Source organism: Nocardia speluncae NBRC 108251 (assembly GCF_001613245.1).
Classification (GTDB): Bacteria; Actinomycetota; Actinomycetes; order Mycobacteriales; family Mycobacteriaceae; genus Nocardia; species Nocardia speluncae.
Genome location: NZ_BDBZ01000027.1, coordinates 14,603 through 28,641, shown reverse-complemented (window position 1 = coordinate 28,641; position 14,039 = coordinate 14,603). Strand labels below are relative to the sequence as shown.

The following is a 14,039-nucleotide window of genomic DNA, read 5'->3' as shown; positions in this document are numbered from 1 at the left end:
GATCAGATACCGAGACAGGCGGTTCACCCGAGACGAGAACTCGCCGTAGGACAGACTCGTCCCCTCGAACGACACCGCCACCCGATCGGGCTGCGCGGCCGCCATCCGCTCGAACCCGTCCAGCAGCAACCGCTCCGGCAGCGCGTGTTCGGTCGAGTTCCAGTCGGCCAGCATCTCCATACGCTCGATCGGCGCCAGGATCTCCAGATCGCCCACCGCAGCACCCGGATCCGTCACCACCGCGTCCAGCAACCGCAGGAACCGATCGGCGAACGACGCTGCCGTCGCGGGGTCGAACAGGTCGCGGGAGAACGACAGTTCGCCCTGCATCGGGGAGTTCGTATCCTCGCCCATGCCACGGAAATTGAGCGAAAGGTCGAACTTCTCCAACCCGATCTCGAAATCGACCGGGGCGACCCGCAGTTCCGGCAGTTCGAAGGTGCGGTCCGGCAGGTTCTCGAACGACAACGCCACCTGGAAGAACGGGTGCCGGGCCTGCGAGCGAGTGGGGTTGAGGACCTCCACCAGCCGTTCGAACGGCACATCGGCGTGCGCGAACGCCTGCAGGTCGGTATTGCGGACGGTGGCGAGAAGTTCGGCGAAACTCATCCCGCCCTGGACCTGAGTCCGCAGGACCAGCGTGTTGACGAACATGCCGACCAGGTTTTCCAGCGCGGCCTCACCGCGGCCGGCGACGGGAGTACCGACGGCGATATCGGATTCGCCGGTCAGCCGGGCCAGCAGCGCGGCCAGCACACTGTGCACCACCATGAACGGCGAGGCATTGTGCCGGCGGCCGAGATCCGCGATCCGGCGCCGCATCTCCGGCTCGATCACGAAGGAATGCGTACCGCCCACATACGACGACACCGCGGGCCGCGGACGGTCGGCGGGCAGGGCCAATTCGTCCGGAAGTCCGGCCAGATCATTTTTCCAGTACCGGATCTGATCGGAGATGAGCGATTGCGGGTCGTCTTCCGAACCCAGCACTTCCCGCTGCCAGAGCGCGTAATCCGCGTACTGCACCGGAAGGTTCACCCAGGCCGGCGATTCCCAGCTGATGCGTGCCGCGTAGGCGACCATCACATCCCGCGCCAGCGGGCCCATCGACCAGCCGTCGGCGGAGATATGGTGCACCACCATACCGAGCACGTACTCGGAATCACTGATCTCGAAAAGCCGCGCATGCAACGGCACTTCGCCGGTGACGTCGAATGCCATCGTCGCCAGATCGATCAGGTGATCGATCAGTTTGTCTTCACGGATCCGGAACGGGGTCAGATCCGGGACAACCTGCGCCGCATCCAGAATCACCTGGACGGGAGTCTGCCCGGTTTCCGGGAACACGGTGCGCAGGGATTCGTGCCGGTCGATCACATCGATGATCGCGACCTGCAGCGCGGCCACATCGAGTTCACCGGACATCCGGATGGCGACCGGAATGTTGTTGACCGCCGATTCGGTGTCGTAGCGGTTGAGGAACCACATCCGCTGCTGGGCCAGCGACAGCGGGATATCGCCGTCGCGGCTGCGAGCCACCAGCGCCTGCCGCGCACCTTCACCGACATGGGATTCGATCCGCGCCGCGAGCGCCATCACGGTGGACGCTTCGAACAGTGTGCGCACCGGCACCCGGGTGTCGAGGGCGGCGCCGAGCCGCGCCGCGACCTGGGTCGCGATCAGTGAATTACCGCCGAGTTCGAAGAAATCGTCGTCGAGACCGGCCCGGTCCACGCCGAGGACCTCGGCGAAAACGTCGGCGACGATCTCCTCGATAGGCGTAACGGGCGCGCGGAATGCCTGGGTCTGGAACTGCGGCACCGGGAGCGCCTTGCGATCCAGCTTCCCGGCCGGAGTCAGCGGGATCTCGTCCAGCACCATGATCGAGGACGGCACCATGTACGCGGGCAAACGGTCCTGAATATGTGCCGTCACCGCGGGCACATCGACCGAGCCACCCGGTGCGGCAACAATGTAGGACACGAGTGTCGTAGCGCCGGAGACGTTTTCGTGGCCGATGGTCACGGCGAAGTCGACGGCACGGTGCGAGGTCAGCGCGGCGTCGATCTCGCCGAGCTCGATCCGGAAGCCGCGGACCTTCACCTGGAAGTCGTTGCGGCCCACGTATTCGACGGTCAGCGCGTCGGAGGCGTCGCGCCGCCAGCGCACGACGTCACCGGTCCGGTACAGGCGCTCCCCGCCGAGGCCGAACGGGTCCGCGACGAACCGGCCGGCGGTCAGCGCGGGCCGGGCATGATAGCCGCGAGCCAGCTGGATGCCGCCGACGTACAGTTCGCCGATAACCCCCTCCGGCACCGGGTCCAGCCCCCTGTCCAGCACCAGCGCCCGCATACCCCGCACCGGCCCACCGATGGTGACCGGTTCGCCGGGACGCAGCGGCCCGCTGATATTGGTGGCGATGGTGGCCTCGGTCGGACCGTACGCGTTGAACAGCCGACGCCCCGTGGTGGCCGCCCAGCGCGCCGCGAGATCCGCCGGTATGGCTTCACCGCCGGTGATGACGACGCGCACATCGTCCATCGCGTCCAGATCCAAGGAGGCCAGCACCGACGGGGTGAGGAAAGCATGCGTCACCCCGGTCGTCTCGATGAGATCGGCCAGTTCCGCGCCGCCGAACATCATCTGCGGCACGATGACCATGGTGCCGGCCGCACCGACAGCCAGCAGCAGTTCCAGCACCGAGGCGTCGAACGACGGGGAGGCGAAGGCCAGCGCGCGGGTGGACGTATCCAGCCCGAACCGCTGCACCTGCTCGGCCGCGAAGTTACGCAGACCGGCGTGGGTGACCGCGACTCCCTTCGGCAGACCGGTCGAACCGGAGGTGTAGATCATGTACGCCGTGTTCGCGGTGCGCAGCGGCGCGCGCCGATCGGCATCGGTGATCGCATCCGCCGAGCTCGCCATGACCTCCGCGGCGAGCTCGGGATCGTCGAGGCTGATCCAGCCCCCGGCGAGCTCCGGCAGTTCCGATAGTTCGTAGTCCTCGGTGAGCCCGAATGCGGCGCCCGAATCGGTGACCATGTGGATGATGCGGTCGGCCGGATAGGCCGGGTCCACCGGGACCAGCACCGCCCCGGATTTGACGATCGCCCACAGCGCCAGCTGATACCGCCACGAGCGGCCCAGCGCCAACGCGACCGAGACCTCCGGACCGGCACCGCGCTCGATGAGCACCCGCGCCAACTGGTTCGAGGCGGAGTCCAGTTCGGCGTAGGTATAGGACTCGTCGTCGGCGACAACGGCGATACCGTCGGGATTGGTGACCGCCGCGGCGGCCAGCAGGCCCGCCAGGGTATCCGGCTGTTCGGCCGGTCCACCGGCACAGGCGGTGAGTTCGGCGCGCTCGGCGGCGTGTAGCAGTTCGATGGCCCCGACCCGCGTATGCGGATCGTCGACGATCACGGCGAGCAACCGCTGCCAGCGGGTGACGAACGATCGAACCGTGGACTCGTCGAACAGGTCGGTGGCATAGGAGAGGACCAGGTCCATGCCTGCCGGTTCACCGCGACCACTACGCTTTTCGGTGACGGTCCAGACGAGGTCGAACTTGGCGATCGCGAGTTCGATCTCCGCGGCGCTGATGGACAGCCCGGGAATCTCCAGATCGGCGTGCGAGATCTCCTGGAACGACAGCATCACCTGCACCAGCGGCTGCCGGGCCTGCGAACGGGCCGGGTTCAGCACCTCGACCAGCCGCTCGAACGGAACATCGGCGTGCGCAAAGGCGGCGAGGTCGGCTTCGCGGGTGCTGTCGAGGAATTCGGTGAACGGACGGGCACCGTCCACGGCCGAACGCAACACCAGGGTGTTGACGAACATGCCGATCAGATCGTCGAGTGCCTCCTCACCGCGGCCGGCGACCGGCGTACCGACGGCGATGTCACCGGTTCCGGAGAGCCGCGACAGCAGCACCGCCAGCGCGGCGTGCAGCACCATGAACAGTGTCGACCCATTACCTCGGGCCAGATCCGACAGGCGCTCGTGCAGTTCGGCATCGATGGCGAAATGGTGCTGCGCACCACGAAAACCCTGTACCGCCGGGCGCGGCCGATCGATCGGCAAATCCAGCTGATCGGGCAGCCCCGCGAGCGTTTCCCGCCAGAAAGCGATCTGCCGCACCGCCATGGATTCCGGATCGTCCTCGCGGCCCAGCAGTTCCCGTTGCCAGACGCTGTAATCCCGGTACTGCACCGGCAGCGGCGCCCACGACGGCTCGAGGCCCGTCGCCCGCGCCACATAGGCCGCGGCGACATCGCGGGACAACGGGCCGAAGGAGAAACCGTCGGCCGAAATATGGTGCACCACAATGGCGACCGCATGCTCAGGGGTGCCGTTGGACCGGCCGTCGGCCACTTCGTACAGCCGGACCCGGATGGGCAGTTCCCGGGTCACGTCGAAACCGCCGGCGGCGAATTCGGCCAGCGCGTCCGGCAGCCGGTCGGTGTCGATCCGCTCCACCCGGATACCCAGATCGACGTCGTTCATCGGCAGGACCAGCTGATAGCCACCGTCCCCGGATTCCGGGAAAATGGTCCGCAGCGACTGCTGCCGTTCGATCACATCGTCGAGGGCGGCGGTGAGCGCCGCGACATCGGCGTGGCCACGCAACCGGATCACGAACGGCAGGTTGTAGGTGGGCGCGGTGGGATCGAACTGGTTGATGAACCACATCCGCTGCTGCGCCGGCGACAGCGGTACCCGGTCGGGCAGCGCACGGGCCACCAGCGGCAGCCGGGATTCGCGGGCCTCGCCCGCGGCAGAGATATCGATACGCGTGGCCAGACCGGCCACGGTGGGCGTTTCGAACAGCGCCCGCACCCCGATGCGAACCCCGAACGCGGTGCTGATCCGCGCGACGACCTGGGTCGCGACCAGCGAGTTACCGCCGAGATCGAAGAAGTTGTCGTCGACACCGACGAGCTGCTGGCCCAGGATATCGGCGAAGATCGCGGCCACAACCTGTTCGGCCTGGGTACGCGGGGCGCGGAAACCGGCCGCGCCGGCGCTGAACACCGGCTCCGGCAGGGCCTTACGATCCAGTTTTCCGCTGGTGTTGAGCGGAAGTGCGTCCAGCACCACGATCGCGGCCGGGACCATATAGGACGGCAGTTTCTCCCCGAGGAACCGGGTGAGTTCGACCGTTTCGATGGTCTGCCCGGGGGCGGGTACGGCATAGGCGGCCAGCTGCTGACCGGTGGCAGTATCGACCACCAGCACCACGGCCTGACTCACTGCCGGATGGGCGAGCAGATCGGTTTCGATTTCGCCGAGTTCGATGCGCTGCCCGCGGAACTTCACCTGGAAGTCGGTCCGGCCGAGGTACTCGAGCACTCCGTCGGCGCGCCAGCGCACCTGGTCGCCGGTGCGGTACATCCGGTCCCCGGGCGCACCCAGCGGATCGGCGACGAAACGGTCGGCGCTCAGGTCCGGACGGCCCAGATAACCGCGGGCCAGCTGACGGCCCGACAGATACAGCTCACCCGGTGCGCCGACGGCCGCCGGCCGCAGGCGGGCGTCGAGTACTTGGACCCCGACATTCCACTCCGGCACACCGATCGGCACCGAGACCGTGTCGGCGGCGGTGGCCTCCCAGTAGGTCACCGAAACCGCGGCCTCGGTGGGTCCGTACAGGTTGTGCAGGCCGGCGCCGGTGATCGCCTTCATCGCCGCGACCGTTTCCGGCGGCAGCGCCTCACCGATCACGAATATCGCGCGCAGCGAAGCGATCTGCTCGGAATCGGCGTAGGAGGCGAACACCGTCAGCATGGACGGGACGAAATCGGTGACGGTCACCCCGTGCCGGGCAATGGTTTCGGCGACATAGGCCGGGTCGCGGTGGCCGTCCGGAGTCGCGACGATCAGCGTGGCACCCGACATCAGCGGCAGGAAGTAACCCCACAGCGAGACGTCGAAAGTGGTGGCGGTCTTCTGCAAATAGACGTCGTCCGCGGTGAAACCGTAGGTGTCCAGCATCCACAGCTGCTGGTTGACGATGGCGTGATGGCTCACCGCGACACCCTTGGGGCGGCCGGTCGAACCCGAGGTGTAGATGACGTACGCGGTGTTGTCCGGGCGCAGCGGGGCGAGCCGGTCGGCATCGGTGACCGGCGCGTCCGAGAATCCGGTGGTATCGAGGGTGTCGACAGACAGGAACCGCACCGATTCGGGCAGTTCCGCCTGGTCCGCGGTAACCGTCAGCACACGGACCGGCGCCGCGCTCTCCAGGATGTAGGCGGTGCGCTCCGCCGGATGGTCCGGGTCGATCGGGACGTAGGCGCCGCCTGCGCGCACTACCGCGTGCATCGCCACGACCAGTTCGACCGATCGGCGCATCCCGAGGGCGACCAGCGATTCCGGGCCCACACCGTCGGCGATCAGATACCGGGCCAGGCGGTTGACCCGCGCGCCGAATTCGGCGTAGGTCAGACTTGTCCCCTCGAATTCGACCGCGAGATTGTCCGGGGTCCGCGCGATCTGGACGTCCAGCAGCGCGGGCAGCGTGGTGTCCGGGACCTCGTGCGCCGCATCGTTCCAGGTCTCGACGGTCGCGGTATGTTCGGCGGCCGTGGTGATCGCGAGCTCCCACACCGGCTCGGCGGCCTCGGCGGCCAGGAACCGGTCGAAGAATTCGAGGAACCGGGTGTGGTGCCGGGTGGCCTCTTCGTCGCTGTAGAGGTTGGGGTTCGTTTCGAAGTCGATATGGCTGCGGGTGCCACCGATCGACTGATAGAAGTTGACGCCCAGGTCCTCGATACTGCCGGTGGACAGCACATGCAGGCTGCCGACGCTGTCGCCGAGCCGCAGTTCGTCCTGGAACAGCATGATGTTGACCCATGGTCCGAAGAATTCGGTGGTCACCATCCCACCGCCGGCGGAATCGCGGCGGATATCCTCGTGCCGGTAGCGCTGATGCCGCAGCGCCCCGGACACCTCGAGCTGCACCTGGCGGCGCAGATCGGCGATGGTGGTTTCGGCGCCGACGTGCAGCCGCAGCGGAACGATATTCGACGAGACGCCACCGGAACGGCGCATCAGCGCGGTCGTGCGCGCGGTGACAGGCAAGCTGAGGATGACGTCCTCGGTGCTGTTCCATTGCGCGAGGTAGGCCGCGAACGCGGCGATCAGTTCCTGGGCCGGTGAGGATTCGTAGCGGCGCACCGCCTCCCCGAGCGCGGCGTTCTGATCATCGGTGAGCGGTCCCTGGACGATTCCGTTGCGGGCGGCCGGGGCGGCCGAACGCCCGGCCAGGCTGGTGCCCTCCTCGAGCCCGGCGACCCGTTCGGCCCAGTGCTCCTTATCGGTGCGGAAACGGGTGCTCTCGCGGTAGGCGAGCTCCTGGTCGTACAGGGTGCGCAGCTGCGCGGCCTTGGACGGCGCGGGTTCCACACCCGCCCGGTAGGCCGTGTACAGCTCGGCAATCCGGTTCATCATGTTCATGGCGCCGTAGCCGTCGATCACGATGTGGTGCGCGCGCACATACCAGTACCAGTGGTTCTCGCCCAGATGCAGGGCGGCGGCACGGATGAGGCGGTCGGTGGTCAGATCCAGCGGGCGGCCGTACTCGGCACGCATCCATTCCCGGGCGGCGGCGGCCGGATCGTCGGCGGTCCGCAGGTCCACGTAGTGGACCTCGTCCTCGATACTGTGATCGACGAACTGCAGCGGTTCCCCGTCACGTTCGACAATGCGCAGGTAGCCCGAGCCCAGTTCGTGGGAAGCGTCCGAACTGGCCCGGGTCAGGGTGTCGACATCGAGCTCACCGTGCAGTTCGGCGTACTGGGCGATATTGACCGGCACCTGTGGGTCGACATGCTGCGCGTACCAGATACCCAGCTGTGCAGGCGACAGGGGAAACAGATCCCCGTCGGCGGTTGCCGAACCACTGTTCGTACCGTTCCCGCCGTTGTCCAGCCGGTCCAACCGTAACCTCGCTTCCGGAACGCACGCGTGCGCTTCCCGTTACCACCTGGTCGCGACGCGCACCGCCCGTAGCGCGATGTCCGCTGTTCCAGGTCCACTTCTTGTTCGATCAGGCAGAAATGTCCATCGGAAGTATCCGTTTATCGGGCCGGGGACGTTACATCGGACGCCCGGCACCACTCGGCACCGCCGGTGCCGTAGGACACCGTGTACCCGCACCCGCGCGCCGACTCCTGACCACCGATTCAATCTACCGTCGGACCGGCGCCACACCAACCGCGTTACGCAGGTGCAGGCCGTGGCCTGCACGGTGGGCGCCGGGGTGTCCGGGCAGGTCCCGCGGTGGGCACTCACCGCGGACTCATCCGGGTCTATCCGGTGAGGTGGGCACGGTCACGTGCCGGGTCGTAAAGGTGGGATTGCGCACAGGCCGTACCCGGGTCCAGCGCCCGGCCGACCAAGATCACCGCGGCCTGCCGCAGCCCGGCCGCCTCGACCTGATCTGCGATATCGGCGAGAGTGCCGCGCAGCACAGTCTGATCCGGCTGGCTGGCCCGGTACACCACCGCAACCGGACACCCGGCCCCGTAGTACTCGGCCAGTTCCGCCGCCAGCTCCCGAGTACGGGTAACAGCCAGATGCAGGGCCAGCGTGGCGCCGGTCCGGGCGAAACCGGACAGCGCCTCGGCATCCGGCATCGCCGTCGAACGGGCCTGCATCCGAGTCAGCACCACCGACTGAACGACCTCGGGAACCGTCAGCTCCGCGCCCAGCAAAGCCGCCGCGGCGGCATACGCGGGGACCCCCGGGGTGATATCCCACGGCACGCCCGCCGCGTCGAGCCGGCGCGTCTGCTCGGTGAGAGCGGAATAGAGAGAGGTATCGCCGGAGCACAACCGCGCCACCTCCCGCCCGGCCGCGGTCGCCCGCACCAGATGCCCGGTGATCTCGTCGAGGTCCAGCCGCTGGGTATCGATCAACTCCGTACCGGGGGCACAGTGCGCGATCACCTCGGGGTCCAGGTAGGTCCCCGGATACAGGCATACCGGGCACCGCCGCAGCAGCTCCACCGCACGCACGGTCAGCAGGTCGGCGGCGCCGGGCCCGGCCCCGATGAAGTGCACGGTCATCCGTCGAGCATAGGACCGGCGACACCTTCCCCCGAGCCCCCGCCCACGCACGCCGGGCAAAATGGGCCGCGCGTTCGAGTACTCGACGCATCGCCGCGATCACCGGAGCCGGTCCGGGGTCACTGCCGGAGACACGGGCGGACGACCGCCCGGCTCAGCCGACGGCGTCGAAGAAGGCGATGACCTTTGCCGGCTGTACCCGCACCAGGAGTTCACCGGGTACACCGTTGCGGCGGCCGAACTCGTCGGCGCGGGCCGTACCCATATAACGGCCACCGATCGCGGTCGCCGTCCGCAGCAGTTCGGCCGGATCCTCGGACAAGGTGGCCGTGCCCTGGATCTGCACGGCCGCATAGGGCGGTTCCTCGAGATCCACCACCAGCGCGACCCGGGGGTCACGCTGCAACGCCTTTCCCTTCGCGGTGTTCTTTCCGGTGTTGAACACGATTTCGTCCCCGTCGAGAAGGAACCAGACCGGGGTCACCACCGGACGCCCGTCACCAGCGGTGAACGCCACCTTGGCGGTGCGGGTTCCGTAGCTGAGGAATTCGCGCACCTTGGGATCGGAAAGCGAGGCCATACGGATCACCCTAGGGGCGACGCGACCGCTGCGCGGGCATGTTTCGCGGCGCGGCGAGCCGAGGCCGCCACGGCGATGTCACACCCGGGTTGCCGGCGTCGTCGACCAGATACCCGCCGGTGATACGCCGGCCCCAGAGAGATTGGGGCGAGATGGACATCGCTTACTACACAGTCGGAATACTGACCGCTCTATGGGTCGGGTTCTCGGGTTACTCACTGTTCTCGAAGCAGCAATTCGTCGTCGAACCGCTCGAGCAATACGGTGTGCCGCGGTCGTGGTGGAACCGGCTGGCCGCAGCCAAGACTGCCGGGGCACTCGGGCTGGTGGCGGGTTTCGCGCTGCCCGCGCTCGGAATCGCCGCCGCGGTCGGCCTGATCCTCTACTTCCTCGGCGCCAACGCGACGGCCTTACGCGCACGCTCGTACAAGACCTCGGTCTTCCCGCTGCTGTACCTGCTTCCGGTCGCCGCGACGCTTGCCCTGCAACTCGCCCGGTAACCCGGCGCGGATGACGAACCCGGATCGGCCGGGTTCCGGACAAGCGCCGATCGTCGCCCGGGAGCCCCGCGGGCAGACCCGAGGCCGTCGTGGACCACCGTTCCCGCTGACCGGACTCCGTACGAACAAACCGCGCCGAATTGCCGATGCAGCGTCCTCATCCGGGCCATACTCCGAATAGCCCTCCGGGTCGGGGCCGCAGCGCGTGAGGAGTGGGCGATGAGCGTGGTGGACGGTGCGAAACAGGCCGACGGCGACTCACCACCGGAGCGGGGTGGGTTGCGGCGGGTGGTCGCCGCCTCCATGGCCGGGACCGTGGTGGAGTGGTACGAGTTCTTCCTCTACGGCACCGCGGCGACGCTGGTGTTCAGCAAGATCTTCTTCCCGGAATCCGACAGCGAACTCGACGCGATCCTGAAAGCCTTCCTTACTTATGCGGTCGGGTTCGCTGCCCGCCCGCTCGGCGGCATCGTCTTCGGGCACTTCGGCGACAAATACGGCCGCAAGCGACTCCTGCAGTTCAGCCTGATCCTGGTCGGTCTGGCCACCTTCCTGATGGGCTGCCTGCCCACCTATGGCCAGATCGGCTACCTGGCGCCCGCCCTCCTGGTCATCCTGCGCTTCCTACAGGGGTTCGCGGTCGGCGGGGAATGGGGCGGCGCCGTCCTGCTGGTGGCCGAGCACAGCCCGGACAAGAGTCGCGGTTTCTGGGCCAGCTGGCCGCAATCCGGTGTGCCCGGCGGCAATCTGCTGGCGACCGTCGTCCTGCTGGTACTCACCACCCTCCTGTCCGAGGACGATTTCCTGTCCTGGGGCTGGCGGATCGCGTTCTGGTTGTCCGCGGTGGTGGTACTGATCGGCTACTACATCCGCACCAAGGTGACCGATGCACCGATCTTCACCGCGGCGCAGAAGGAAGCCGAACAGGTAAAGACCTCGTCCTTCAGTGCGATCGAGGTTCTGAAGCGGTATCCGCGCGGCGTGCTCACCGCGATGGGCCTGCGCTTCGGCGAGAACATCATGTACTACCTGGTCGTCACCTTCACCATCACCTATCTGAAGGTCCAGCACGATATGGCGACCGACGACATCCTGTGGTGGCTGCTGGCTGCCCATGCCGTGCATTTCGCGGTGATCCCGCTGATCGGCGCTCTCACCGACCGGATCGGCCGGCGTCCGGTCTATCTGGTGGGCACGATCGGCGCGGGGCTGTGGGGCTTCATCGCGTTCCCGATGATGGACACCGGCAACGGCTGGATAATCACTGCGGCAATCATCCTGGGCCTTATCGCGCACGGCTTCATGTACGCCCCGCAACCGGCGATCATGGCGGAAATGTTCCCGACCCGGATGCGCTATTCCGGCGTATCCCTCGGCTACCAGGTCACCTCGATCATCGCGGGCTCACTGGCCCCGGTGATCGCGGTGAAACTCCTGGACACCTTCGACTCCCCGGTCCCGATCGCCGTCTACCTGGCTGCGGCGGCCGCAGTGACCGCGGTCGCGGTGCTGGTAGCGCGGGAAACCAAGGGTTTCGACCTGACAGATATCGACCGAGCCGATGCGGCTCGCGACACAACTGCAACCGCCCGGCTCTGACAACAGATATCGCGAGGAAGCGACGCGTACCGCGCTCAGGCAGGAGTTCCGTCGGCAGGTGGGTCCGCGAAGATACCTTCGAGCATGCCGGTGGCCTGGCCGACCTCGATCAGGTAACCGTCGGGATCCCGCAGGTAGCATCGGATCTCGGCTTTGCGGTCGATCGGTTCGGTCACGAATTCGGCGCCCTTGGCCACCGCATCCGCATGGAACGCGGCGATATCGGCCACCCTGATATTGAGGAATGCCGACACCGTATCTCCCGGCTCGGGCGGCCGGAGCGTGATGCCGGGCTTATCCGGGGTAGGGCCGCCGCCCGGGTTCATGATGATCCAGCTGTTGGCGACCTTGACGATCGCGGGGTTTTCCTCGAGGACCACTTCGCCGCCGAAGATCTCCGCATAGAAAGCACGTGCGGGGGCGACATCGCGCACGGTCAGAAAGTGGGTGACGAAGAGTCCGTGGTCCGGGGCGGGAAGTGCGTCGTGACCGGCCATTGTTCGTACCCTCCTAGTTGTGGACGCTCCTCCGCCACGGTCACCGGGCTCAGGTCAGTAGCTCGTCGAGAGTGGTCGCTGTCAGTACTCGCACTGTCCAGGTCCGCACCTGCTCGGGGTCTGCAGAGCGGACACGCCGGCCGGCGGCGGCCGGTAGCGGACCGAATTTGGCGGTCATCAACTCGAGCAGTGCTGCTGCCCGTCCGCGGGCTTCTCCGCGCGCTTCTCCGCGGGCTTCGATGGTTTCTGCTGTTGTCACGATCGCCTCCTTCGCTCGCGGACCGAGCCGCTCGAATACTGCCGCGAGGTCGGTCTCGGGGGTCTCGCCGACCCTCATGATGTAGGTCAGGACGGTCAGGTACTCGCCGAGGGGGTCCGGGCCGGACTCCAGTTCACGCAGGTCTTCGAGCCAGTCCAGCATATCGCGTCCCAACGCCGGATTCTTGGGTGCGATGCGCTGCAACACCAGCAAGACCCGGGTCGCGGGGGTGAGATCCCGCTCTCGAAGCGCCGTGAGGTCGAGCGCGGCGATATCGTCGACAGGCCGCCGCCGAATAAATCACCTGGGGGACACACTCTCTGGCCACCACTCTGCCGACGGGCGTTTGTTCAGCTCTTGGCCGACCCCGCGATATTGGTGTTGTGCACCGAACACACCCACCAGGTCCGGTCACGCCGCAGCAGGACCCAGGTGCCTCGGTTGGCGAGCGAAAACTCTGCGGTATGCAGGGCTTGCTCGACGTTGACGATTGCGTGGTCGGGCGTCAGAAGGCGTAGCGCGAGCAACTCGAAACGGGCTCGCGCGTCGGGGCTGTCACCGAGGCGAGCGCGATGGTAGCCGTGCAATTCATCCCACCCCCGGAAAATCGCGCCCGCCGGGGTGATGAAGACGACGTCTTCGGTGAACACCTGGTCGAACGCTGCCGCGTCCTTCGCCTCCAACGCTGATTCCAGTTGCCGGAAAAGAGCTTCGATCTCAGCAGTCGTCGTCGCGTCGTCGCCGGATATTCCAGCTGTCGGCCGGACGCCGGGCGCAGCGTGCTCGAGAAGACTCACTCCCCGGATGCTACGCCGCTGCATGCCGGTCTCCAGAGCCCTCAGTCGGGTAGCGGGCCCGTCAGTGCGGCCAATGCCATCGACCGCAGGACCGGCCGGGTGCGGTCGCGGGCCGGGCCGGCGCTGTGGGGGGTGGAGTTGAGCAGACCGAAGACTGCGTGGGCCTGGATACGGGCGGTTGCCTCGTCGAGATCCGGGGTCAGTTCGCAGAGGATCCGGACCCAGATCTCCACGTAGCGGCGCTGGGTGCGGCGGATCTCGCGGCGGGCCGGGAGCGGGACGTTGTCGAGGTCGCGGTCCTGGATGCGGATGAGTTCAGGGTCGCCGAGGGCGAAGTCGAGGTGGAAATCGACCAGGCCGGCCAGGGCGTCGGACGGATCGGCCGCTTCGGTGGCGACCGCGGTGCCGCCGTCGAGGAGGCGGCGGCTGATGCCGACGAGGAGTTCGACGAGGAGCGCTTCCTTGTTGGGGAAGTGCCGGTATACCGCGGGGCCGCTGATCCCGACCGCCGCGCCGAGATCGTCCAAGCGCATTCCGAGGTAGCCGCGTTCGGCGATCAGCCGGGCGCCGGCGGCCAATAATTGGTCGCGGCGCTGCTGTTTGCGCAGCTCCCGGTTCGTCGGGGTGGCAGAATCGGCGCTGGTCACCCGTACTCCTTCGGCATTCTCTGGACAACTCGGTTAGTCAAGATTAACCTGAATTCCAGTTATCAGCGATTAACTCAGATGGGCAGGAT

At 67.1% G+C, this 14,039-nt stretch carries 9 protein-coding genes; 2 read left to right on the top strand and 7 right to left on the bottom strand.

Translation table 11 applies throughout. The features are described 5' to 3' along the window. The 3 genes from NS6_RS21770 to NS6_RS21760 form a co-directional block, all read right to left on the bottom strand. Nucleotides 1-7,941, bottom strand: a 7,941-nt coding sequence (locus NS6_RS21770; RefSeq protein ID WP_157112878.1) for a non-ribosomal peptide synthetase, incomplete at its 3' end; no start/stop codon positions are given. A 371-nt stretch (nt 7,942-8,312) separates the two neighbouring features. Next, nucleotides 8,313-9,071, bottom strand: a complete 759-nt coding sequence (gene cobM, locus NS6_RS21765; RefSeq protein ID WP_068044632.1) for a precorrin-4 C(11)-methyltransferase — start codon at nt 9,069-9,071, stop codon at nt 8,313-8,315. Between the two features lie 154 nt (nt 9,072-9,225). Then, on the bottom strand, nt 9,226-9,651 hold the full coding sequence (locus NS6_RS21760) for a PPOX class F420-dependent oxidoreductase (RefSeq protein ID WP_068044630.1): 426 nt from the start codon (nt 9,649-9,651) through the stop codon (nt 9,226-9,228). A 152-nt stretch (nt 9,652-9,803) separates the two neighbouring features. On the opposite strand from NS6_RS21760, the gene NS6_RS21755 reads away from it, so the two are divergent. Together NS6_RS21755 and NS6_RS21750 are read left to right on the top strand one after the other, a co-directional pair. Then, nucleotides 9,804-10,151: a DoxX family protein gene (locus NS6_RS21755; protein ID WP_068044628.1), complete on the top strand. Its 348-nt coding sequence runs from the start codon at nt 9,804-9,806 to the stop codon at nt 10,149-10,151. A gap of 219 nt (nt 10,152-10,370) precedes the next feature. Beyond that, nucleotides 10,371-11,750 (top strand): MFS transporter, encoded by a 1,380-nt coding sequence (locus NS6_RS21750; RefSeq protein WP_068044626.1) that lies wholly within the window; start codon nt 10,371-10,373, stop codon nt 11,748-11,750. A gap of 35 nt (nt 11,751-11,785) precedes the next feature. Here the strand turns inward: NS6_RS21750 and NS6_RS21745 are convergent, their stop codons facing one another. From NS6_RS21745 to NS6_RS21730, 4 genes are all read right to left on the bottom strand, one after another. Beyond that, the gene (locus tag NS6_RS21745) at nt 11,786-12,247 is read right to left on the bottom strand and encodes a VOC family protein (protein WP_068044624.1); all 462 of its coding nucleotides are present in this window, start codon (nt 12,245-12,247) and stop codon (nt 11,786-11,788) included. A gap of 49 nt (nt 12,248-12,296) precedes the next feature. Then, entirely contained in the window at nt 12,297-12,713 is a 417-nt protein-coding gene (locus NS6_RS34140) for a hypothetical protein (RefSeq protein WP_169812503.1), read from the bottom strand. A 143-nt stretch (nt 12,714-12,856) separates the two neighbouring features. Then, complete coding sequence (locus tag NS6_RS21735) at nt 12,857-13,303, bottom strand: YybH family protein (RefSeq protein WP_168443545.1); 447 nt, start codon at nt 13,301-13,303, stop codon at nt 12,857-12,859. Nucleotides 13,304-13,344: 41 nt separating this feature from the next. After that, the gene (locus NS6_RS21730; RefSeq protein ID WP_068044622.1) at nt 13,345-13,950 is read right to left on the bottom strand and encodes an SACE_7040 family transcriptional regulator; all 606 of its coding nucleotides are present in this window, start codon (nt 13,948-13,950) and stop codon (nt 13,345-13,347) included. Nucleotides 13,951-14,039 lie beyond the last annotated feature (89 nt).

Excerpts from the sequence above, each read along its gene's own strand:
- cobM (WP_068044632.1), bottom strand. The coding sequence starts at position 9,071 with ATGACCGTGCACTTCATCGGGGCCGGGCCCGGCGCCGCCGACCTGCTG.
- NS6_RS21760 (WP_068044630.1), bottom strand. The coding sequence starts at position 9,651 with ATGGCCTCGCTTTCCGATCCCAAGGTGCGCGAATTCCTCAGCTACGGA.
- NS6_RS21755 (WP_068044628.1), top strand. The coding sequence starts at position 9,804 with ATGGACATCGCTTACTACACAGTCGGAATACTGACCGCTCTATGGGTC.
- NS6_RS21750 (WP_068044626.1), top strand. The coding sequence starts at position 10,371 with ATGAGCGTGGTGGACGGTGCGAAACAGGCCGACGGCGACTCACCACCG.
- NS6_RS21745 (WP_068044624.1), bottom strand. The coding sequence starts at position 12,247 with ATGGCCGGTCACGACGCACTTCCCGCCCCGGACCACGGACTCTTCGTC.